The sequence below is a fragment of the Pseudomonas sp. TH32 genome, assembly GCF_016650855.1.
Classification (GTDB): Bacteria; Pseudomonadota; Gammaproteobacteria; order Pseudomonadales; family Pseudomonadaceae; genus Aquipseudomonas.
The window spans coordinates 5013582-5036491 of the sequence record NZ_JAEKFA010000002.1; the positions used below are offsets into that span (position 1 = coordinate 5013582).

General features: G+C 61.4%; 21 protein-coding genes. 10 read left to right on the forward strand and 11 right to left on the reverse strand.

The features are described 5' to 3' along the window. Positions 1-37 precede the first annotated feature (37 nt). Entirely contained in the window at positions 38-2149 is a 2112-nt protein-coding gene (locus tag JFV30_RS26705) for a putative bifunctional diguanylate cyclase/phosphodiesterase (protein WP_201125573.1), read from the reverse strand. 308 nt (positions 2150-2457) lie between these two features. Here JFV30_RS26705 and JFV30_RS26710 point away from each other — a divergent pair, with 308 nt between their 5' ends. Continuing rightward, complete coding sequence (locus JFV30_RS26710) at positions 2458-3123, forward strand: polysaccharide lyase family 7 protein (RefSeq protein WP_010167573.1); 666 nt, start codon at positions 2458-2460, stop codon at positions 3121-3123. Positions 3124-3264: 141 nt separating this feature from the next. Next, positions 3265-4494 (forward strand): alanine racemase, encoded by a 1230-nt coding sequence (gene alr, locus JFV30_RS26715; RefSeq protein ID WP_201125574.1) that lies wholly within the window; start codon positions 3265-3267, stop codon positions 4492-4494. Positions 4495-4550: 56 nt separating this feature from the next. On the opposite strand, the gene fba is transcribed toward alr, so the two are convergent. The 6 genes from fba to tkt all read right to left on the reverse strand — a co-directional run bounded on the left by fba (position 4551) and on the right by tkt (position 10833). Then, positions 4551-5615 (reverse strand): class II fructose-bisphosphate aldolase, encoded by a 1065-nt coding sequence (gene fba, locus JFV30_RS26720; RefSeq protein WP_003177554.1) that lies wholly within the window; start codon positions 5613-5615, stop codon positions 4551-4553. Positions 5616-5812: 197 nt separating this feature from the next. After that, positions 5813-6148: an MliC family protein gene (locus JFV30_RS26725; RefSeq protein WP_010167585.1), complete on the reverse strand. Its 336-nt coding sequence runs from the start codon at positions 6146-6148 to the stop codon at positions 5813-5815. Between the two features lie 60 nt (positions 6149-6208). Further along, positions 6209-6436 (reverse strand): hypothetical protein, encoded by a 228-nt coding sequence (locus tag JFV30_RS26730; RefSeq protein ID WP_201125575.1) that lies wholly within the window; start codon positions 6434-6436, stop codon positions 6209-6211. A 29-nt stretch (positions 6437-6465) separates the two neighbouring features. Continuing rightward, a complete protein-coding gene (locus tag JFV30_RS26735; RefSeq protein WP_102605030.1) occupies positions 6466-7629 on the reverse strand; it encodes a phosphoglycerate kinase in 1164 nt (387 codons plus the stop codon). A gap of 19 nt (positions 7630-7648) precedes the next feature. Further along, positions 7649-8698: an erythrose-4-phosphate dehydrogenase gene (gene epd / locus JFV30_RS26740; RefSeq protein WP_201125576.1), complete on the reverse strand. Its 1050-nt coding sequence runs from the start codon at positions 8696-8698 to the stop codon at positions 7649-7651. A gap of 137 nt (positions 8699-8835) precedes the next feature. Then, positions 8836-10833, reverse strand: a complete 1998-nt coding sequence (gene tkt, locus JFV30_RS26745) for a transketolase (protein ID WP_169386946.1) — start codon at positions 10831-10833, stop codon at positions 8836-8838. Positions 10834-11081: 248 nt separating this feature from the next. On the opposite strand from tkt, the gene JFV30_RS26750 reads away from it, so the two are divergent. The 5 genes from JFV30_RS26750 to JFV30_RS26770 all read left to right on the forward strand — a co-directional run bounded on the left by JFV30_RS26750 (position 11082) and on the right by JFV30_RS26770 (position 16113). Beyond that, a complete protein-coding gene (locus JFV30_RS26750; RefSeq protein ID WP_201125577.1) occupies positions 11082-12077 on the forward strand; it encodes an ArsR/SmtB family transcription factor in 996 nt (331 codons plus the stop codon). A gap of 19 nt (positions 12078-12096) precedes the next feature. Further along, on the forward strand, positions 12097-13287 hold the full coding sequence (gene metK / locus JFV30_RS26755) for a methionine adenosyltransferase (protein WP_201125578.1): 1191 nt from the start codon (positions 12097-12099) through the stop codon (positions 13285-13287). Between the two features lie 223 nt (positions 13288-13510). After that, positions 13511-13852 carry a DUF1090 family protein gene (locus tag JFV30_RS26760; RefSeq protein WP_201125579.1) on the forward strand — a complete coding sequence of 114 codons (342 nt, stop codon included), beginning with the start codon at positions 13511-13513 and terminating at the stop codon, positions 13850-13852. Positions 13853-13950: 98 nt separating this feature from the next. Further along, complete coding sequence (gene ligB, locus JFV30_RS26765; protein WP_242487206.1) at positions 13951-15636, forward strand: NAD-dependent DNA ligase LigB; 1686 nt, start codon at positions 13951-13953, stop codon at positions 15634-15636. Positions 15637-15717: 81 nt separating this feature from the next. Next, entirely contained in the window at positions 15718-16113 is a 396-nt protein-coding gene (locus JFV30_RS26770) for a DUF1090 domain-containing protein (RefSeq protein ID WP_169386944.1), read from the forward strand. 6 nt (positions 16114-16119) lie between these two features. Here JFV30_RS26770 and JFV30_RS26775 read toward each other — a convergent pair whose 3' ends face one another. Then, entirely contained in the window at positions 16120-16569 is a 450-nt protein-coding gene (locus tag JFV30_RS26775; RefSeq protein ID WP_010167598.1) for a c-type cytochrome, read from the reverse strand. 128 nt (positions 16570-16697) lie between these two features. On the opposite strand from JFV30_RS26775, the gene mltA reads away from it, so the two are divergent. Next, on the forward strand, positions 16698-17870 hold the full coding sequence (gene mltA, locus JFV30_RS26780) for a murein transglycosylase A (RefSeq protein WP_201125580.1): 1173 nt from the start codon (positions 16698-16700) through the stop codon (positions 17868-17870). Between the two features lie 94 nt (positions 17871-17964). On the opposite strand, the gene JFV30_RS26785 is transcribed toward mltA, so the two are convergent. Then, entirely contained in the window at positions 17965-18351 is a 387-nt protein-coding gene (locus tag JFV30_RS26785; protein ID WP_201125581.1) for an MAPEG family protein, read from the reverse strand. A gap of 31 nt (positions 18352-18382) precedes the next feature. Then, a complete protein-coding gene (locus JFV30_RS26790) occupies positions 18383-19216 on the reverse strand; it encodes an EamA family transporter (RefSeq protein ID WP_010167604.1) in 834 nt (277 codons plus the stop codon). 199 nt (positions 19217-19415) lie between these two features. Here JFV30_RS26790 and JFV30_RS26795 point away from each other — a divergent pair, with 199 nt between their 5' ends. Then, the gene (locus JFV30_RS26795; protein ID WP_201125582.1) at positions 19416-20585 is read left to right on the forward strand and encodes an MFS transporter; all 1170 of its coding nucleotides are present in this window, start codon (positions 19416-19418) and stop codon (positions 20583-20585) included. Positions 20586-20742: 157 nt separating this feature from the next. Next, the gene (locus tag JFV30_RS26800; protein ID WP_010167608.1) at positions 20743-22008 is read left to right on the forward strand and encodes a cation:proton antiporter; all 1266 of its coding nucleotides are present in this window, start codon (positions 20743-20745) and stop codon (positions 22006-22008) included. On the opposite strand, the gene JFV30_RS26805 is transcribed toward JFV30_RS26800, so the two are convergent. Beyond that, positions 22002-22889: a formate/nitrite transporter family protein gene (locus JFV30_RS26805; RefSeq protein WP_201125583.1), complete on the reverse strand. Its 888-nt coding sequence runs from the start codon at positions 22887-22889 to the stop codon at positions 22002-22004. The genes JFV30_RS26800 and JFV30_RS26805 overlap by 7 nt on opposite strands. Between the last annotated feature and the right edge of the window lie 21 nt (positions 22890-22910).

Below are 22910 nucleotides of genomic sequence, written 5' to 3' on the forward strand. Positions count from 1 at the left end.
TACAACGGGTATTTGAATGGCCGCCAGTGTAGCGAATTCAGCGTGGCGCTGCGCGCAGGTGCCAGTCGGCAATTTCATCGGCGATCAACGGCGGCGCTACCTGCGGCCCCTGGGCGAACTGGCAGCCGTTGGCCTTGAGCCACTCAACTTGCTCCTGAGTTTCGACGCCCTCGGCGATCACCAGCAGGTCGAAATGCCGGCACAGCTCGATAATGCTCCGGGCCATCGCCGCATCCCGGGATGAACCCGGAACGCGGGCGACCAGCTTGGGGTCGAGCTTGAGGGTGTCGAATTCCAGGTCCCGCAGGCGCGCCAGGGAGCAGTTGCCTGCGCCGAAATCATCCAGAGCAATCCGCACACCCGCCCCGCGCAACAGCCTGAGTTGCTTGGTGGACTCTTCCAGGTTGTGCATCAGGCTTTCCTCGCTGATCTCCACCTCCAGCTGCCGGCCTTGCAGCCCATGTCGCTCCAGCACCTGCTGCAACTGGCTGGCCAGGTTCGGCATATTGAACTGGCTGCTGCTCAAGCTCACGCTCAGCACCAACTCATCGCTGAGCACCGCTGTCCAGGCCTGTCGCTGGGCGGCCACCTGTTGATAGATCCAGCTGCTCAACTGGCTGATCAGCCGTGCCTCTTCCAGCAACGGCAAGAACAGCCCCGGCGGCACATCGCCGACGCTCGGATGCTGCCAGCGCAGCAACGCCTCGACACCGCGCAGGTGGCCGTCGTGCAGCGACACCTGCGGCTGGTACACCAGGGTGAAATCCTTACTCTCGATGGCGCTGCGCACGCTGTCTTCGAGCATCAGGCGCGAGCGGGCCCGGCCGTTCATCTCCTGATCGTAATAACGATACTGCTGACGCCCGGCGCGCTTGGCTTCATACATGGCGACGTCCGCCGCGCGCAGCAGGCCGTTAAGGTCCGAGCCGCAGTCCGGGAAGGTCGCGATGCCGATACTGACGCCGAGCATCACGTCCAGGCCGTCGACCTGCTGACAGATCGACACCCGTTCGATCAGTTTTTCCGCAATCTTGGCCGCCTGTTCCGGAAATTCCAGCTCCAGCAACGCGGTGAATTCGTCACCGCCCATGCGGCCAAGAATGTCGTAGGAGCGCAGGCACGCCTTCAGCTGCTCCGAGACCCAGCGCAGCACCCGGTCGCCGGCGTCGTGCCCCAGGGAATCATTCACCCGCTTGAAGCCGTCGAGGTCCAGGTACAGCAGCACCAGCGATTGCTCGTTACGCTCACTGCGCAACAGCACATTCTCCACCGACTGGTGAAACCCGCGCCGGTTGAGCAGGCCGGTCAGCGGGTCAGTGACTGCCTGGAACTCCAGTTGCTGATGCAAGTGGCGCACCTCGGACATGTCCAGCACCGTGACCACCATGGCTCTCTGTTCGGCCGGCAGCGGCGCGCACGACATGGCCACCGGCAGTTGCTGGCCCGGCGCGGTGCGCAGGATTGCATCGTGCAGGCGCCAGGTTTCGCCACGCTTGTAGCCTTCATACAAGGCAGAGTCGGACCAGCCAGGCACATGGGGCTTCTGCAAAAAACCGAGGAACTCGGCGCCCTGGATCTCGGCGACCGGCGCATTCAGCAACCGCGAAATCGCCGGGTTGGCGTAGCTGATCACCCCGTCTTCGCCCACCACCAGAATGCCTTCGGCGGCATTGTCCAGCACCGAGGCATTGAAGGCCCGCGCCGATTCCAGGTCATGGCTCAGCCGCTGCAAGGCACGGCGGTTGCGCTGATGCTCCAGCAGGGCATGGACCTTGGGCTTGAGGATATTCGGGTCGAAGGGTTTGAGCAGATAGTCAATGGCGCCACTGGCGTACCCTTCCAGCATTGCCGCCGGCGACTGGGCGTGGGCGCTGAGAAAGATGATCGGGGTCATTTGCGTGCGCTGGCTGCCGCGCATCAGCCGGGCCACCTCGAACCCGTCCATGCCGGGCATCATCACGTCCAGCAGCACCAGGTCGACGTCATGTTCGAGCAGCAATCCCAGGGCTTCAACCCCCGACGCCGCCGTCACCACACACCAGTCGTCACGCTGCAATAGCGCACGCATGCTGATCAGGTTTTCGGGATAGTCATCGACCACCAAAAGCACTGAACAACCATCGCGGGGCTTGATTGGAGCGCATTCCATTGCTGCTTCTCTTCCGTCGGAGTCGTTCCGGTCATTTTTGCGAAAAACCCGGATAAACAATAAGGACTCACTCTAGACCTGGATCCCCCAAAGCAGAAGCCATGACGGTGCCATCATTGAGCCAAAGTCCAGACAACCGACTAACGGTCTGTGTCTACAGCCCCCGGTTTACGGGAAACATGGCTTTTTGACATTTAGCTGACGCCAATAAACCGCCACAAAATCATTAACAATCCATTTCCAGCCACCTATAAAGAAAGCGCCAGCTCTCGAGCCGCAACCTTCTCCCCCTGTTAAAGGCGCTTTCAATGATTGATCTGTCCACCTGGAACCTGAGCATCCCCGTCGGCTCCCCGCCCTCGACCATCGACACCCCGAAACTGCTCAGCGGGTTCAAGGACCAGTACTTCCAGGCCGAAGGCAGCAGCGTGCAATTCTGGACCCCGGTCACCGGCACACGTACCGAGAACGCTGTTTACCCCCGCAGCGAACTGCGGGAAACCTACGCCGATGGTCGCCTGCGCAACTGGCTGTATGGCGACGCCGACAACTTCCTGCGGGCCACGTTGGCGGTCAACCAGGTGCCGTCTTCCGGCAAGGTCGTCATCGGCCAAATCCACGCCTACGACAGCCAGAAGCCGCTGATCAAGGTCGAGTACCAGTACAAGGAAAAAACCCAGACCGGCAACATCGTCGCCAAGGTGCGCATGCGCCCCAATGAAGATGAAGGGCGGGTAATCATCGTTGCCGAAAACGTGCCGCTGGACCGCAACTTCACCTACGTCATCCACCTGAATAAAGCCGGCCTGTTGAGTGTCGACGCGGCCAGCGGGCAGTGGAACGAACGCATTGGCGCGGCGTGGGGCAAACAACCGCTGTACTTCAAGGCCGGCGCCTACGTGCAGGACAACAGTGGCAACAGCAAGGAGGGCGCCCGGGTGACCTTTGCCAAGCTGGACATTGACCACGACTGACGCTGATTCGCTTCAGCGACCGGTCCCACGACGCTTTAGGACAGAACCGCGACCCAGGGTCTCGACTTTCTTGTAGGACAATCCGAGTATGGCGCCGCGCACGCGCACTACCACCTATAAGAAAGTCATGGAGACTGCTCAATGCCCTTTTCCCGCACCCTGCTCGCCCTCTCCCTGGGCATGGCTCTGCTGCAAAACCCGGCCTTCGCCGCCCCGCCCCTCTCGATGGCCGACGGGGTGGCCCAGGTCAATATCCAGGACAGCAACGCCTGGGTCGAAATCAACAAGGTCGCCTTCGAAAACAACATCCGCACCCTGCAAGCCAGCCTCGCTGACAAATCGAAAATCTGCGCCGTGCTCAAGGCAGATGCCTACGGCCACGGCATCGGCTTGCTGATGCCGTCGGTGATCAAACTGGGCGTGCCCTGCGTCGGCATCGCCAGCAACGAAGAAGCCCGTGTGGTCCGTGAAAGCGGCTTCAAGGGCCAACTGATCCGCGTACGCACCGCCGCCCTGAGCGAGCTGGAGGCTGCGTTGCCGTATAACGTCGAAGAGCTGGTGGGCAATCTGGACTTCGCCGTGCGCGCCAGCCTGATCGCCGAAAACCACGGCCGCCCGCTGGTCGTGCACCTGGGCCTGAATTCCAGCGGCATGAGCCGCAACGGCGTGGAAATGACCACCGCCCAGGGCCGCCGCGACGCCGTAGCCATTACCAAGGTGCCGAACCTGCAGGTGACGGCGATCATGACCCACTTCGCCGTTGAAGACGCCGCCGACGTGCGCACCGGGCTCAAGGCGTTCAATGAACAGGCCAACTGGCTGATCAACGTCGCCCAGCTCGACCGCAGCAAGATCACCCTGCACGCCGCCAACTCCTTCGCCACCCTGGAAGTGCCCGAGTCGCGGCTGGACATGGTTCGTCCGGGCGGCCTGCTGTTTGGCGATACCGTGCCGGCGTTCACCGAATACAAGCGGGTGATGCAGTTCAAATCCCACGTGGCGTCGGTCAACAGCTATCCGAAGGGCAACACCGTGGGCTACGACCGCACCTACACCCTGGCGCGGGATTCGAAACTGGCAAACATCACCGTCGGCTATTCCGACGGCTACCGCCGGGCGTTCACCAACAAAGGCGTGGTGCTGATCAACGGCCATCGCGTGCCGGTGGTGGGCAAGGTGTCGATGAACACCCTGATGGTGGATGTCACCGACGTACCAACCGTGAAGAGCGGCGACGAGGTGGTACTGTTCGGCAAGCAGGGCGCGGTGGAGACCAGCCAGGCGGAAGTTGAAGACATCAATGGTGCGTTGCTGGCGGATCTGTATACGGTGTGGGGTAACTCGAATCCGAAGGTGCTGGTGGACCGGTAAATCACGGCCACAAAAAAGCCCGCATCGCTGCGGGCTTTTTCATTAACGCGTAGGGCTTAGTTAACCTTGGCGTTCAACTCACCTTTCAGGTAACGCTGGTACATCGCTTCCAGGGAGATCGGCTTGATCTTCGAAGCGTTGCCCGCAGTACCGAAGGCTTCGTAACGCGCGATGCACACGTCACGCATGGCAGTCACGGTAGCGCCGAAGAATTTACGTGGGTCAAATTCGCTCGGGTTGGTGGCCATCAGGCGACGCATCGCACCGGTGGACGCCAAACGCAGGTCGGTGTCGATGTTGACCTTGCGCACGCCGTACTTGATGCCTTCAACGATTTCTTCAACCGGCACGCCGTAGGTTTCTTTGATGTCGCCGCCGTACTGGTTGATGATCGCCAACCACTCTTGCGGTACCGAGGAAGAACCGTGCATCACCAGGTGGGTGTTGGGGATGCGTTTGTGGATTTCCTTGATGCGGTCGATGGCCAGCACATCGCCGGTAGGCGGCTTGGTGAACTTGTAGGCGCCGTGGCTGGTGCCGATGGCGATGGCCAGGGCATCAACCTGGGTCTTCTTGACGAAGTCGGCAGCTTCTTCCGGGTCGGTCAGCATTTGGCTGTGATCCAGTACGCCTTCGGCGCCGATACCGTCTTCTTCACCGGCCATGCCGGTTTCCAGGGAGCCCAGGCAACCCAGCTCGCCTTCAACCGAAACGCCGCAGGCGTGCGCCATGGCGACGGTTTGTTGGGTAACGCGTACGTTGTATTCGTAGTCGGTCGGGGTCTTGCCGTCTTCACCCAGGGAACCGTCCATCATCACCGAGCTGAAGCCCAGCTGGATCGAGCGCTGGCACACGTCAGGGCTGGTGCCGTGGTCCTGGTGCATGCACACCGGGATGTGCGGGAATTCTTCGATCGCGGCGAGGATCAGGTGACGCAGGAACGGGGCGCCGGCGTATTTACGCGCACCGGCCGAAGCCTGGACGATCACTGGAGAGTCAGTCTTGTCAGCGGCTTCCATGATGGCGCGCATCTGCTCAAGGTTGTTGACGTTGAAGGCTGGAACGCCATAGCCGAATTCGGCTGCGTGGTCCAACATCTGGCGCATGCTGATAAGTGCCATTGTGAGTCTCTCTCCCGGTCGAGGGTCGTTAATCGTGCAAGCCTGCCGTAGCGGCGGCTGCTATTCAAGTTATTGAAGGTCAGGCTTTCAATGCCTGCCCTGCTTAATCGTTAAACCTGTCTGTAGGAGCCGGCTTGCCGGCGATGGCGGCTGACGCTATCGCCGGCAAGCCGGCTCCTACAGGTGATCACGGCGTGTTATTGAGCTTTACAGCCGCGCCCGATCAAATCATCGGTGGCAACCCAGTAAACCAGGCCTTCCTCACCTTTTGTGTGAAACGCCAACTGGCCGTCGCTGTACAGCACGCCCGACGCCGCCACGTCCTGCTTGAGGCGGTAAACCTGGTCCGAACCACCCAGGCGTACATCCACCTGGGTGTGGGCCTGGTCGGCGAAGCGCCAGTTGACTTGCGCCTGGCTGTCACACGTCCAGGTGGTCCACTTGTCTACTGGCTCTGCCTTCTTGTCGAACATGTTCAGGTTGGTGCATCCGGCCAATAAAGCCAGTGCTGCCAGGGCGAAAACGCCTTTCATTGCCAATCCTCAAGCGGCGACCTGCGGCCACCGCTGCTGTCGGTTATTGAATCAGACCCGTCAAGGGCAACCCTGTTCCTGACCTTTGGGCGGGGAGTCGTATTTCTCCAACCCGTCAGGCCCGATGCGCTTGTTGATCACCGGCATGGTTTCGGCTTGCCAGTCGGCCTGGTAGCAACTCTTTCGCGGCGCAGCCCCGGACTTTTCAGGCTCGGCCTCCGCGTTCGGGGTGCTCCCGCAGCCGGCCAACAGGCCCGCTGCGATCACCAGTGCCAACGACTTGATCATCGGAATGCTCCTTTTCCTCAGCAAGTGCCTCAGCCCTTCGCCCGGCTTTCCAGCACTTCAACGGCCGGCAGTACCTTGCCTTCGACGAATTCGAGGAATGCACCACCACCGGTAGAAATGTAGGAGATCTGGTCAGCAACGCCATATTTATCGATGGCCGCCAGGGTGTCGCCACCACCGGCAATCGAGAATGCCGAGCTTTCAGCGATGGCGTGGGCCAGCACTTTGGTGCCGTTGCCGAACTGATCGAACTCGAACACACCGACCGGACCGTTCCACAGGATGGTCTGGGACGATTTCAGCAGTTCAGCGAAGTTGGCTGCCGTTTGCGGGCCGATATCCAGGATCATGTCGTCGGCGGCAACGTCAGCGATCAGCTTGACGGTGGCTTCGGCGCTTTCAGCGAACTCCTTGGCCACCACCACGTCCACCGGCAGCGGTACGCTGACCTTGGCGGCGATGGCGCGGGCGGTGTCCAGCAGGTCCGGCTCGTACAGCGACTTGCCCACCGGGTGGCCAGCAGCGGCCAGGAAGGTATTGGCAATGCCGCCGCCGACGATCAGTTGATTGCAGATCTGGCTCAGGCTGTTCAACACGTCGAGCTTGGTGGACACCTTGGAGCCGGCAACGATGGCCGCCATCGGTTGGGCCGGAGCGCCCAGTGCCTTGCCCAAGGCGTCCAGTTCAGCGGCCAGCAACGGGCCGGCTGCGGCGACCTTGGCGAACTTGGCCACGCCGTGGGTCGAGCCCTCGGCACGGTGAGCAGTGCCGAAGGCGTCCATCACGAACACATCGCACAGGGCGGCGTATTGCTGGGCCAGTTCGTCGCTGTTCTTTTTCTCGCCCTTGTTGAAGCGCACGTTTTCGAACAACACGATGTCGCCGGCCTTCACGTCCACGCCGTTCAGGTAGTCGGCTACCAGCGGCACGTCGCGGCCCAGGGCCTTGCTCAGGTATTCGGCCACAGGCTTGAGGCTGTTTTCTGCCGAGAACTCACCTTCGGTCGGGCGACCCAGGTGGGAGCAGACCATCACGGCCGCACCTTTTTCCAGGGCCAGCTTGATGGTCGGCAGCGAGGCCAGGATTCGCGCATCGCTGGTGACAACACCGTCCTTGACTGGGACGTTGAGGTCTTCGCGGATCAGTACGCGCTTACCTTGCAGATCGAGGTCGGTCATCTTCAACACGGTCATGGGTGGCAATTCCTGAGAGCTAAAGTTGTGGAGAGGCTGTTTGCAGATAGTGTTCTGCAACGTCCAGCATACGGTTGGCAAAACCCCATTCGTTGTCGAACCACGCCAGGATGTTCACCAGCCGTGGGCCGGAAACGCGGGTCTGGCTGGCATCGACGATGGCCGAATGCGGGTCGTGGTTGAAATCACAGCTGGCGTGCGGCAACTCGGTGTACGCCAACAAGCCTTTGAGCGGGCCACTGGTGGCGGCGTCGCGCAGGATCCGGTTGACTTCACCGGCGTCGGTGTCGCTGACGGTTTGCATGGTGATGTCCAGGCAAGACACATTCACCGTCGGTACCCGTACGGCTTTGGCCTGGATTCGCCCGGCAAGTTCCGGCAACAGTCGCTCGATACCCCGCGCAAGCCCGGTGGACACCGGAATCACTGACTGAAACGCCGAACGCGTACGACGCAGGTCTTCATGGTGGTAGGCATCGATCACCGGCTGATCGTTCATCGCCGAGTGAATGGTGGTGATCGACACGTATTCCAGGCCAATGGCCTGGTCCAGCAGGCGCAACAGCGGCACGCCGCAGTTGGTGGTGCAGGAGGCGTTGGACACCAGCAGTTCGGCGCCGGTCAGGCAATCCTGGTTCACGCCGTAGACGATGGTGGCGTCGACATCCGCCTCGCTGGCCATCGGCTGGGAGAACAATACCCGTGGCGCACCGGCGTCGAGAAAACGCTGGCCATCGGCACGGGTGTGATAGGCACCGGAGCATTCCAGCACCAGGTCGACGTCCAGCGCCGCCCAGTCGATGCCCTCGGGGGTGGCACTGCGCAATACCTTCACGCAGTTGCCATTAATATGCAGACAGTCGTCCTCGACCCGCACTTCGCCGGGGAACCGGCCGTGGGTGGAGTCAAAGCGTGTCAGGTATTCGATGCTGGCCATGTCCGCCAGATCGTTGATCGCAACAATTTCAAACCCGGCCGCCGCCCCTCGCTCGACCAGAGCACGCAAGACGCAACGACCAATCCGGCCGTAGCCGTTGAGTGCAACTTTGTAGGGACGCGGTTGAGGCATGGGGTTCTCGATCAATGTTCGTTCAGTGTTGAATGTTCCATCGCCATCACGGGCAAGCCCGCTCCCACATTAGACCGAGATCAAATGTGGGAGCGGGCTTGCCCGCGATAGCAACAGCACAGACAACGCAGACTTACTTAGTCTTCCAGCAGCTCTTCAGCCTGACCCAGGATATTTTCCAGGGTGAAACCGAACTCTTCGAACAACGCTGGCGCTGGCGCCGACTCACCGTAGGTGGTCATGCCGATCACGCGGCCTTCCAGGCCCACGTATTTGTACCAGTAGTCGGCGTGAGCCGCTTCGATGGCGATACGCGCGCTGACCTGCAACGGCAGCACCGATTGCTTGTAGTCCGCATCCTGAGCCTCGAAGACGCTGGTGCACGGCATGGAAACCACACGCACGTTGCGACCAGCAGCGGTCAGCTTGTCGTACGCCTGAACCGCCAGGCCCACTTCGGAACCGGTGGAGATCAGGATCAGCTCCGGCTCGCCGATGCAGTCTTTCAGCACATAGCCACCACGGCTGATGCCTTCGATCTGCGCCGCGTCGCGGGTTTGGTGCTGCAGGTTCTGACGGGAGAAGATCAGCGCCGAAGGGCCGTCTTTACGCTCGATCGCGTGCTTCCAGGCCACAGCCGATTCGACCGCGTCCGATGGGCGCCAGGTGTCCAGGTTCGGCGTGGTACGCAGGCTGGTCAATTGCTCGACCGGCTGGTGCGTCGGGCCGTCTTCGCCCAGGCCGATGGAGTCGTGGGTGTAGACGAAGATCACACGCTTCTTCATCAGCGACGCCATGCGTACCGCGTTGCGCGCGTATTCCATGAACATCAGGAAGGTCGCGCCGTAAGGCACCAGGCCGCCGTGCAGGGCGACGCCGTTCATGATGGCGCTCATGCCGAATTCGCGCACGCCGTAGTACATGTAGTTGCCGCTGGCGTCTTCAGCCGAAACACCTTTGCAACCTTTCCACAGGGTCAGGTTGGAACCGGCCAGGTCAGCCGAACCGCCGAGGAACTCGGGCAGCAGAGGGCCGAATGCGTTCAGGGTGTTCTGGCTGGCTTTACGGCTGGCGATGGTTTCGCCCTTGGCAGCCACTTCGGCGATGTAGGCCGAGGCTTTTTCCGAGAAGTCGGCAGGCAGGTCACCGGCGAGGCGACGTACCAGCTCGTTGGCCAGTTCCGGGAATTCGGCGGAGTAGGCAGCGAAACGCTGGTCCCACTCGGCTTCGGCAGCCCTGCCTGCTTCCTTGGCGTCCCATTCGGCGTAGATGTCGGCCGGGATTTCGAACGGGCCGTGGTTCCATTTCAGCGCAGCGCGGGTCAGGGCGATTTCCGCGTCACCCAGTGGGGCGCCGTGGCAGTCTTCTTTACCTTGCTTGTTCGGCGAACCGAAGCCGATGGTGGTCTTGCAGCAGATCAGGGTCGGCTGCTCGCTCTTGCGGGCGGTGTCGATGGCAGTCTTGATCTCTTCAGGATCGTGGCCGTCGACGTTGCGGATCACCTGCCAGTTGTAGGCTTCGAAACGCTTTGGCGTGTCGTCGGTGAACCAGCCTTCGACTTCGCCGTCGATGGAGATGCCGTTGTCATCGTAGAAGGCGATCAGCTTGCCCAGGCCCAGGGTACCGGCCAGGGAAGCGACTTCGTGGGAAATGCCTTCCATCATGCAGCCATCACCCAGGAACACGTAGGTGTGGTGGTCGACAACGTTGTGGTTTGGACGGTTGAACTGCGCGCCCAGGACTTTTTCAGCCAGGGCAAAACCCACGGCGTTGGCCAGGCCCTGGCCCAGTGGGCCGGTGGTGGTCTCGACGCCTGGGGTGTAGCCGTATTCCGGGTGGCCCGGAGTGCGGCTGTGGATTTGGCGGAAGTTCTTCAGGTCGTCGATGGTGACGTCGTAACCGGTCAGGTGCAGCAACGAGTAGATCAGCATCGAGCCATGGCCGTTGGACAGCACGAAGCGGTCACGGTCGGCGAACGACGGGTTGCTCGGGTTGTGTTTCAGGTAGTCACGCCAAAGTACCTCGGCGATATCCGCCATGCCCATCGGGGCACCGGGATGGCCGCTGTTGGCTTTTTGCACGGCATCCATGCTGAGGGCACGAATGGCGTTGGCACGCTCACGACGGCTGGGCATCGCTGATCTCCTGGAGTTGAATAAAAGAAACGGAAAAAAGGATCGGCATTTTCCCTCAGCCACGGCCCTCGGGGCAATGACAGATAGTCACTTGAGGGTGTTTTTCCTGCGGATTGGCTGGAGAAACCGTTTACCGGTTCGTCCATAGGTTATAGCGACTGCTTATAACCACCGATTATCGACCAATATCAAAACTTTTTGATATTGCCCTTGCGGGGTTTTCCCACCGTCTCTAGACTGCTGGCCTTATGAACGTAAGCGCACCTTCCATTCGCCCCGACGACAGCGACGAGCTGGCAGCCCTGTGCAAGGCCGGCGGCGACCCGTTGCGTCTGAATGTATTGCGTGCGCTGACCAACGACTCGTTCGGGGTGCTGGAGCTGGCGCAGATCTTCGCCATTGGCCAGTCCGGTATGAGCCATCACTTAAAGGTCCTGGCCCAGGCCGACCTGGTGGCCACCCGCCGTGAAGGCAATGCGATTTTTTACCGTCGCGCCCTGCCGCACACCGAACTATTGGGCGGCAAGCTGCACGCCGCGCTGCTCGAAGAAGTCGACAACCTGAGCCTGCCGGTGGACGTTCAATCGCGCATCAGCCAGGTACACCGGCAACGTGCAGCGGCCAGCCAGGACTTCTTCTCACGGGTAGCCGAGAAGTTTCGCGCCCAGCAAGACTTGATCGCCGGCTTGGCGCAATACCGTGAAAGCGTGCTGGCACTTTTGGACAAGCTGAGCTTCAGTGATGAGGCCACGGCGGTTGAAGTGGGCCCCGGAGACGGTGGCTTCCTGCCGGAACTCGCGCGACGTTTTCATCAGGTCACGGCGCTGGACAACAGCCCTGCGATGCTCGAGCTGGCTCGCCAGTTGTGTGAACGCGAAGCGCTGGGGAATGTCAGCCTGCAGTTGGCCGACGCCCTGAATGACACCCGCCTGCGGGCCGACTGCGTGGTGCTGAACATGGTCCTGCACCATTTCGCCGCCCCGGCAGAAGCCCTCAAGCAGATGGCGAATTTGCTGCAACCCGGCGGCAGTCTGCTGATTACGGATTTATGCAGCCACAACCAGAGTTGGGCCAGGGAGGCCTGCGGTGATCTCTGGCTGGGTTTTGAACAGGACGATTTGGCCCGCTGGGCCACCGCTGCGGGACTCGTTCCCGGGGAAAGCCTCTATGTAGGTTTACGTAATGGTTTCCAGATTCAGGTCCGCCATTTTCAGCGGCCGGCTGGCGACACTCACCATCGGTAAATATCAGGAAAACATCGAGATGAGCGAATACTCCCTTTTCACCTCCGAGTCCGTGTCTGAAGGGCATCCGGACAAAATTGCCGACCAGATTTCTGATGCGGTGCTGGACGCCATCATTGCTGAAGACAAGTTCGCCCGAGTGGCGTGCGAGACTCTGGTGAAAACGGGCGTGGCGATCATCGCCGGCGAAGTCACCACCTCTGCCTGGGTCGACCTGGAGCAGATCGTTCGTGACGTGATCACCGACATTGGCTACACCAGCTCCGACGTCGGCTTCGACGGTGCGACCTGCGGCGTGATGAACATCATCGGCAAGCAGTCCCCTGACATCAACCAGGGTGTCGACCGTGCCAAGCCTGAAGATCAGGGCGCCGGCGACCAGGGCCTGATGTTCGGCTACGCCAGTAACGAAACCGACGTGCTGATGCCAGCACCGATCACCTTCTCCCACCAGTTGGTGAAGCGCCAGGCCGAAGCTCGTAAATCCGGCCTGCTGCCATGGCTGCGCCCGGACGCCAAGTCCCAGGTGACCTGCCGCTACGAAGGCGGCAAAGTGGTCGGCATCGACGCGGTGGTATTGTCGACCCAGCACAATCCGGACGTTTCCTACGCCGATCTGCGCGAAGGCGTCATGGAACTGATCGTCAAGCACGTACTGCCTGCCGAACTGCTGACCAAAGACACCCAGTTCCACATCAACCCGACCGGCCAGTTCATCATCGGTGGCCCGGTAGGCGACTGCGGCCTGACCGGCCGCAAGATCATCGTCGACAGCTACGGCGGCATGGCCCGTCACGGCGGTGGTGCGTTCTCCGGCAAGGATCCATCCAAGGTTGACCGTTCCGCGGCCTACGCCGGTCGTTATGTGGCCAAGAACATCGTGGCGGCCGGCCTGGCCGAGCGTTGCGAGATTCAGGTGTCCTACGCCATCGGTGTGGCCCAGCCTACGTCGATCTCGCTGAACACCTTCGGTACCGGCAAGATCAGCGACGACAAGATCGTCAAACTGGTGCGTGAAATCTTCGACCTGCGTCCGTACGCAATCACCACTATGCTCGACCTGCTGCACCCGATGTACCAGGAAACCGCGGCCTACGGCCACTTCGGTCGTACCCCGGAGCAGAAGACTGTCGGCAACGACACCTTCACCACGTTCACCTGGGAAAAGACCGACCGCGCCAACGACCTGCGTACTGCCGCCGGCCTGTAATCGCTTTACGCTGTACCCAAAACCCTGCCGGGTTCTCCCGGCAGGGTTTTTTATTGCCGGATGATTTACGGGCAATGTTCACGTTTTTTGGATCCAATGCTTGCAGGCCAAATGATGGCCCACTAGAATCCGCGCCCTCCCGGGCCTTCACCTTTTACTGGATATTGCACTGCGCCTGCCCGGGCCCCATAAGCGCGCAGGCAATCGAACATTGAGGTTTTTCATGCGCATTTCCACACTCGCCCCTGCCGCCCTTCTGCTCAGCCTGCTTGCCCTGCCGGCGCACGCCGACCTGAGCGCACTCAGCGGCCTGACGTCCCAACTGGGTGTGTCTTCCGGCGACTGCGAAAAACAGAGCAAAGACCTGCAAGCCAAAGTCGACGCCGCCAAGGCCAATGGCGAGGCCCTGAAAGTGAAAGCCATGCAGGCCGCTCTGGATCAAGTCAACAAAGGTTGCAAAAAAGTCGGCGAGTCCCAGGACAAGCTCGACGCAGGCCAGCAAAAGCAGCAGGCCAAGGCCGACAGCAACGACACCGTGAAAGCCTTGGGCGGTCTGTTCAAGTAAGCAGAAACATCGGGTAAACAGCCTCGCGATTGCGGGGCTTTTTTATGCCTGCAGGGATGGCATAGGCTGAGCGCCCTTTCAGAGCAAGGATGCTCATGATGACGCTGCCTATGCGCCTGCTGCTTTTCTTCTTACTCAGTTTCTCGCCGCTCATGGCGTGGGCACGGGAGTGTCCCGACTGGGACACCGATCACGCGCAAGCACAGATCACCACCCTGGCGCAGCAGGTCCGCCAATGGGATGACAGTTACCACCGGCTGGGCCAGTCACCTATCAGCGATGAGCTCTATGACCAGGCCCGCCAGCGCCTGGCCCAATGGCGCAGTTGTTTTGCCCCCGGCGCTGCAGTCACGGATAACCCGCTGGGCACTGCACGCGGCACAATCTCCCACCCGACGCCTCACACCGGACTGGAAAAACTGCTGGACGATAACGCCGTTCGAAGCTGGTTGAGCACTCGTCAGGACGTGTGGATTCAGCCCAAGGTCGATGGCGTCGCCGTAACACTGGTTTATCGCAAGGGCCGACTGAGCCGGCTCATCAGTCGCGGCGATGGCCAACTGGGCCAGGACTGGTCAGCGTCCGCCCGCAGGATCCCCGGAATCGTCCAGCAACTGCCCGAGCCTATAGACCTGCTGTTGCAAGGCGAACTCTATTGGCGACTGACGGATCATGTGCAAGCCGTCAAAGGCGGCATCGGCGCCCGCAGCAAGGTAGCCGGGCTGATGAACCGCCGGCAGTTGAGCGAAGCCGACGCCGCCAATATCGGTCTGTTTGTGTGGGCATGGCCCAAAGGCCCCGGGGACTTTTCCGAAGCGCTGTACCAGCTTGCGCAATGGGGCTTCACCGACAGCGGGCGCTTCAGCCAACCGATCAAGGACATCACTGAAGCCGCGCACTGGCGCAGTTACTGGTACAGCCACCCACTGCCCTTCGCCAGCGACGGCGTGGTGCTGCACCAAAGCCAGCGCGCGCCGGCAGAGCGATGGCGGGTCAGCGCGCCCTATTGGGCGGTTGCCTGGAAGTACCCGGTGGTCAAGGCGCTGGCCCATGTACACAAGGTGCACTTCAAGATTGGCCGTACCGGGCGCATCACCTCCATCCTGGAGTTGGAGCCGGTACTGCTCGACGACCGGAACATCAGCCGGGTCAGTGTTGGCTCGCTGAAACGCTGGCAGGAACTGGATATCCGCCCTGGCGACCAGGTTTCCATCAGCCTCGCAGGCCAGGTTATCCCGCGTCTTGACCGGGTCATCCTGCGCAGTCAGCCGCGGGTCGAGTTGCAGGTCCCACAGGCCAAGGACTTTCACCCGTTGAGTTGTTGGCAACTGGCCCCCGGCTGTGAAGAGCAACTGCTCGCTCGGCTGACCTGGCTGAGTGGCGCCCAGGGGCTGGCCCTGCCACACATCGGCCGCGAAACCTGGAACAGCTTGATTCAGGCCGGTCTGATCGTTGACCTGCTCGATTGGTTAACCCTGGATGAGGCAGAGCTTGCTAACATTGATGGATTCGGTGAACGCAGCAGTGCGCGTTTACTCGACAGCTTGCGCAGCGCCCGGCAGCGACCGTTCGCACAATGGCTGATGGCCCTGGGAGTACCGCCCACCGCCCGCAACAATCTACAAGGCGGCTGGCAAACCCTGGCCGCCAAAGACACTCAAGCCTGGCTGGCCGAAGACGGCATAGGCCCGGGCCGCGCGGCGCAACTGAGCGCCTTTTTTCGCGACCCGCAGGTGCTGGCCTTGAGTGAAACATTACGGGCTGCCGGAATAGATGGTTTTTAACCGTTGCCCGGCGGCATTAACCGGTGCTGGCAGAATTCATCCTGCCCACCTGATTGCGACCTTGTTCCCCTTGGAGCGTTTATGAAATTTCTTGCACCTTTTGCCCTGTTGACCGTCGCGACCCTGATGGCCACGCCGCTGCTGGCAGCCGAAGAAACCGCGCCACTCACCGGCTGCGCCGCCAAGCGCCAGGCCATCAGCACCCAGATCGAACAAGCCAAGGCCCACGGCAACAGCGAGCAGCAAGCCGGCCTGGAAAAAGCCCTGAGTGAAGTCACTGCCAACTGCACCGACGCCTCCTTGAAAAAGGAGCGCGAAAACAAGGTGCTCGACGCCAAGCACGAAGTCAGCCGCCGTCAGGCCGACCTCGACAAGGCAATGAAAAAGGGTGATTCCGACAAGATCAACAAGCGCAAGGACAAGCTGGCCCAGTCACGCAAGGACTTGCAGGACGCCCTGGACGAACTGGACAAGTAAGACGCCTCAGTGATCGCGGAACTGTTTGTGGCACGCGGTGCAGGCATCTTCGACTTTCTGCACCGCAGGCCCGAGATTGCTCGCCTTGTAAGGCTGGACCTGACTTGCGATCACCAATTCACCGGTGGCCGTTTCAAGGTTTCGGGCCATTTCCTGGAAGCGTGCCTGTTGCTGCCACACGTCGTCCTTGGCGCTGGTGTGGTCTTCTTCACGCACGCTCGGGAAATGTTTCCACGGTTCATGGGACAACGTATCGAGCTTGACCGCGCCTTCGGCAAATTTTGCGCCGTCGAACGGAATGCGCCCACGCAACATGCCGCCCAGGTCTTCGCCGGTCTTAAGCATCTGCTTGAAAATGGCCTTGCGCTGGCCCAGGGGCGAATTCGGATCAACCCCGCCGCAGGCGGACAGTGTCAGGCAAGCCAGCAATACAACGGTCAGTCTTTTAAAAGTCATGATGGCTCAAGGTCACGGGAAACGGCGGCCAGTATCCTCGCCCCGCCCGCAAAGACCAATACCCCTATTAATAATAAGGGTTGCTCGAACGCCAACCGGCACGGGCAATCGCTTCAGGAATTATGTGCATGAATACCCGTTTTAAACCCTGGAGCCGCCGCCTGGCGTGGGCTCTGCCAATGATCGCGTTGCTGGCCGGTTGCGACACCGGCAAGGACGATAAAACCAAGCCCCACGCCATCGCGACCTACGTCGGCGCTACCTGGGAAAACCTGCCAGCCGTGTCGGACAGCGACCTGCAGGCCGGCTTCGAGTCCTGGCGCAGTGCCTGCCAACGGCTCAAGGCCGACCCGGTGTGGGGCGCGACGTGCGCGGCGTCGGCCAACGTGCCGTCCACCGCGGTGGCGATTCGTGATTTCCTCAAGGCCAACCTCGATGTCTACGGCCTGCGTTCGGCAGACAACAGCCCCAACGGCCTGATCACCGGCTACTACGAACCGGTTTACCCCGGCAGCCTCACCGAAACCGCCACCGCCCATGTGCCGGTGTTCGGCGTGCCGGATGACCTGATCATAGTCAACCTGGAAAGCATCTACCCGGAACTCAAGGGCAAGCGCCTGCGCGGTCGCCTGGAAGGTCGGGTGCTCAAACCTTATGACGACGCCAGCGCCATCAACCAGCAAGGCTCCACCGCCAAACCGATCGCCTGGCTGACCAACCCGATGGACCTGCAATTCCTGCAGATCCAGGGTTCGGGCCGTATCCAACTGGCCGACGGCCGCCAATTGCGTGTCGGTTACGGTGATCAGAACGGCTACCCGTACCGCCCCATCGGCCGCTGGCTGGTGGAGCAAGGCGAGCTGAAAAAAGAAGACGTGACCATGGGCGCCATCAGCGCCTGGGCCAAGGCTCATCCCCAGCGGATTCCCGAATTGCTGGCGAGCAACCCCAGCTACGTATTCTTCAGTGCCCGCCCCGACAGCAACGAAGGCCCGCGTGGCTCGCTGAACGTACCGCTGACTGCAGGTTATAGCGTGGCGGTGGATCGCAAGGTGATTCCGCTGGGCAGCCTGTTGTGGCTGTCGACTACGCGACCGGATGGCGCACCGATTGCCCGCCCGGTGGCCGCGCAGGACACCGGTGGTGCAATTACCGGTGAAGTGCGCGCCGACCTGTTCTGGGGAACGGGTGATGCCGCAGGGGAACTGGCGGGCAACATGAAGCAGCAGGGCCAGATCTGGATGCTGTGGCCCAAAGGCGCGGCGCTGCCGAAAGTGCCGGACGCACCGACAGGAACCTGAATAACACCACTGACCTATGTGGAAGCGGGCTTGTGTGGGAGCGGCGGTGCGATGATTCGACTTGCTCGCTCCCACATTTGAACAGTGCCAGGCTTTAGATCGAGACGAAGAAGAAACTCGCAATCAACGCCATCCCCACCGCCCACACCACCGACCGCAGCATCGCCCAGTCCGCCAGGTAGCAGATGATGTAGAGCAACCGGCTGGTGATAAACAGTACCGCCAGTACGTTGATGGTCACCAGCGAAGCGCCGCCTGCCAAATGGGCAATGATCACTGCCGCCGCAAAGGCCGGGGTCACTTCAAAGCTGTTGAGTTGTGCACTGTGGGCACGCTTGGCGAACCCCTCCAGAGTATCCAGGAAGGCACGCGGGTCGTGGTTCTGCCGGGGCCCGAACTTGCCGCCGCTGAACTTGGCCACGCCCGTGCACAGGTACGGCAGAAAGATTGCGATCAACACACACCAGAAAGCGACTGTCATAACCCATTCCTTTTTTAGTTTTATCCGACGGTTAGAGTTTCATCACGAACATGCCGATCAGCACCAACCCACAGGCTATGAGCCGCGGGCGGCCGAAAGGTTCTTTCAGGTAACGCATGCCGAACAGCACCACCAGAATCACGCTGACTTCCCGCAGCGCGGCAGCCTCGGCAATCGAGCCCAGTTGCATGGCCCAAAGCACCAGAGCGTAGCTCAACAACACGCATAACCCGACGCTCAGCCCCAGCCGCCACTGCGTGCGCCAGAACAACCCGAACGCCGCCCGCTTGCGCACCATCGCCAGTAACGGAAACGGCCAGGCGCTGATCAGCGTCAGCCACACCAGGTAATCCAGCGGGTGCGACCAACGGCGCAACGCCTGGCCGTCGAGGAAGGTGTAGCAACCGATGCACAGGCCAATCAGCGCCACCACCGGCAGCATTGACCAGGGCAGCCGGTCACCGCCGCCGCCCTGCCATAACAGGCACAACATGCCGAACGGAATCAGCAGAATGCCGAGGATCTGCTGGGTGCTCAGCACCTCACCGGCAAACACCAGCGTCAGCGCGAGCACCACCAGGGGCGACAGCCCGCGCATCAAGGGGTACACCAACCCCAGGTCACCCACGCGATAGGCCTGGATCAGCAGGTAGCGGTAGAGCAATTCAAACAGCGCCGAGGCGATGATCCACGGCCAGATGTCCAGCGGCGGCAGCGACACGAACCCCACCGCCAGCAAGACAAACAGCAACGCTACGCTGTCCATGCACGCGATCACCAACAGGCGCTCGCCGCTGAATTTGATCAAGGTGTTCCACGTCGCATGCAACAGCGCCGCTACCAGTACCAGAGCCGTTGCAATCACCGGTGACTCCCCAGTCAGAAAACATAGAATTGATTCGCCATATGTCATCAGCTGTTTATACTAAAGCCGACCACGCCGCACTCAGTTGCGCAAAGACCTATACCAATAAATTTTTGCTGCTGCCCGATCCTTCCCGATCCGGGCGCCGGTATGCGTATGCCTGATCAGAGCGTCACGATTACCGACAGGAGATCCTCGCATGCCGCTCGCCTTGCTTGCACTGGCCGTTGCCGCCTTTGGCATCGGCACCACCGAATTTGTCATCATGGGCTTGCTGCCCGACGTCGCCCGTGACCTGTCCGTGAGCATTCCAAACGCCGGCCTGCTGATAACCGGCTACGCCCTGGGCGTGGTGTTCGGCGCACCGATCCTGGCCATCGGCACCGCCAACATGCCACGCAAGGCCACGCTGCTGGGCATGACCGTGATGTTTATCCTCGGCAATGTGCTGTGCGCCCTGGCGCCGAACTACGCGACGCTGATGGCCGCCCGAGTGGTCACCGCGCTGTGCCATGGTGCGTTCTTCGGCATCGGCTCGGTAGTGGCCGCCGGCCTGGTGGCGCCGAACAAACGGGCACAGGCGATTGCGATGATGTTCACCGGCCTGACCCTGGCCAACGTGCTCGGCGTGCCGTTGGGCACTGCGCTGGGCCAATACGCCGGTTGGCGCTCGACGTTCTGGGCGGTGTCGGTCATCGGCGTGATTGCCGCCGTGGCCCAATGGCTGTGGCTGCCCAAGCACATTGCGATGGACAAGGCCAACCTCGCCAGCGAGTTCAGGGTGCTGACCAAACCCAACGTGCTGCTGGCCTTGGGCATGAGCGTCCTGGCCTCCATCAGCCTGTTCAGCGTCTTCACCTACATCGCGCCGATTTTGCAGGACATCACCGGCGTCAGCCCCCACGGCATTACGCTGATGTTGCTCCTGTTCGGCGTCGGCCTCACCGCGGGCAGCATGATCGGCGGGCGCCTGGCCGACAGCCGCCTGCTGCCCTCGCTGGTGGGCATGGCCCTGGCGGTGGTGCTGATATTGGCGGTGTTCAGCCAAACCAGCCATTCGGTGATCCCGGCGGCGATTACCCTACTGCTGTGGGGCGTGTTCGCCTTCGCTTTGTGCCCGATCCTGCAACTGCTGATCATCGACCAGGCCCACGAAGCGCCGAACCTCGGCTCGACCCTGAACCAGAGCGCCTTCAACCTGGGCAACGCCGCCGGCGCCTGGATCGGCGGGCTGGTAGTGGCCAGCGGTGCCGACCTGTCGGACCTGCCCTGGACCGGTGCACTGCTGGGCTGCCTGACGATACTGGCGGCACTTTTCTTCATTTACCTGCAACGTCGCAGTACAACTGCGGTCAACGTACCCAACTGATAAATGTGTTCCGTGTGGGAGCTGTCGAGCTTTAGCGAGGCTGCGATACCGGCGCTGCGGTCTTGCAAGCACACCGAGGTGATGCCATCGCAGCCTCGCCGGGGCTCGACAGCTCCCACAGGTGATCTTCACTCCCCCCTCTGTCCAAGGACCCCGGATGCTTGAACTTGTCGCTGCGTTTATTTGCCTGACCACCCTGCTCACGTATGTGAACTACCGCTTCATCGGCCTGCCGCCCACCATCGGTGTAATGGTGACGGCGCTGATGTTTTCCCTGCTGCTGCAAGGCTTGAGCTTTATCGGCTACCCCGGCCTTGAAGAGCGCATCCAGCAGTTGATCGGCCAGATCGACTTCGGCGACTTGCTGATGAACTGGATGCTCTCGTTCCTGCTGTTCGCCGGCGCCCTGCACGTCAACCTGAGCGACTTGCGCAGCTACCGCTGGCCCATCGGCCTGCTCGCCACGTTCGGCGTATTGATCGCCACGGTGGTGATCGGCAGCCTGGCCTTCTACATCTTTGCCCTGTTCGGCTGGCACGTGAGCTTTCTGTACTGCCTGCTGTTCGGTGCGCTGATTTCCCCCACCGACCCGATTGCCGTGCTCGGGGTGCTGCGGACCGCCAACGCATCCAAGCCGCTGAAAACCACGATCGTCGGCGAATCGCTGTTCAACGACGGCACAGCCGTGGTGGTGTTCACCGTGTTGCTGGGCATCGCGCAGTTGGGCGAGACGCCCACCGTCGGTGCTACGGCCATGCTGTTCGCCCATGAAGCGATTGGCGGCGTGGTATTCGGCGGCCTGATCGGCTACATCGTGTACCTGATGATCAAGAGCATCGAGCAGTATCAGATCGAAGTGATGCTGACCCTCGCCCTGGTGATCGGCGGGTCGGCGATGGCCACCGAACTGCACGTCTCGGCACCGATCGCGATGGTGGTCGCGGGCCTGATCATCGGCAACCTGGGTCGCAAGCTGGCGATGAACGACATGACCCGGCGCTACCTCGACGGCTTCTGGGAGCTGCTCGATGACATGCTCAACGCCCTGCTGTTTGCGCTGATCGGCATGGAGCTTCTGCTGTTGCCGTTCAACTGGCTGCACGTGCTGGCCGCCAGTTTGCTGGCCGTGGCGATCCTGCTGTCACGCCTGCTGACGGTGGCCCCGGCGATCCTGCTGCTGCGACGCTGGCGCACAGTACCCCGCGGAACCATCCGCATCCTCACGTGGGGCGGCCTGCGCGGCGGGGTTTCCGTGGCATTGGCCCTGGCCTTGCCGCTGGGCCCGGAGCGTGACTTGCTGCTGAGCATCACCTACATCGTGGTGCTGTCGTCGATCCTGTTGCAGGGCTTGAGCATCGGTAAGCTGGTCAAGCATGTGACCAAGGATGAGCCGGCGCCAGCCGCGACGCCGGACACTCACTGATCCTTGTTGATCTGCTGCGGATGCCTTGGATCCGCAGCGGCTTTCCCCGGCAAACTGCTTTCGCTGCGAATCTGCGCATGGCTGATCAGCGCAAAGATAAAGCTGCCGCCGATGATATTGCCCGCCAGCGTCGGCCCGGCAAAGATCAGCCAGAAGTCTTTCCACGGTAGTTCGCCGGCAAACACCAGGTACGACACTTCCGCCGAGCCCACCACGATGTGGGTGAAATCCCCCAGCGCCATCAAGTAGGTGATCAGGATGATGATCCAGAGCTTGGCGCTTTCCATGGACGGGATCATCCAGACCATGGTGGCGATCATCCAGCCGGACACGATGCCCTTGGCGAACATCTGGGAGGTGTCGTTCTCCATGACCTTGCGCCCGATGTCCAGGAAGGCCAGGTCGGTCTTGGTGTCGAAGATCGGCAGGTGCAGCATCACGTACGCCACCAGCAAGGTGCCGCACAGGTTGCCCACCAGCACCACCGTCCATAAGCGCAACAGCCGGCCGGCATTGCCCAGGGTGGGCTTGCTCATTACCGGCAACACTGCCGTCAGGGTGTTTTCAGTAAACAACTGCTGGCGCGCGAGGATGACCGCAAGAAAGCCTGCGCAGTAGCCAAAACTGGCAATCACCTTGAACTCTTCGCCATCCGGCAGCCGCGAGTTGAGCAAGCCCATGCCCATCAATGAAAGGCCCATGGTCAGGCCGGCGGCCAGCGCCGACCACCACAACGCCGCCACGCTCCGCTCCAGCTCCTGATCGCCCTGGGTGCGGATGATTTCGTGCAGAACCGCCGCACGAGGCGGCTGGTTCTTGTCGACGTCGTGTTGCTCTTCCTGCGACAGGTTGGGGGTCTTGCCGTCTTTTTCAGTGGCCATGGCGTTCCTGAATCCGTTGTG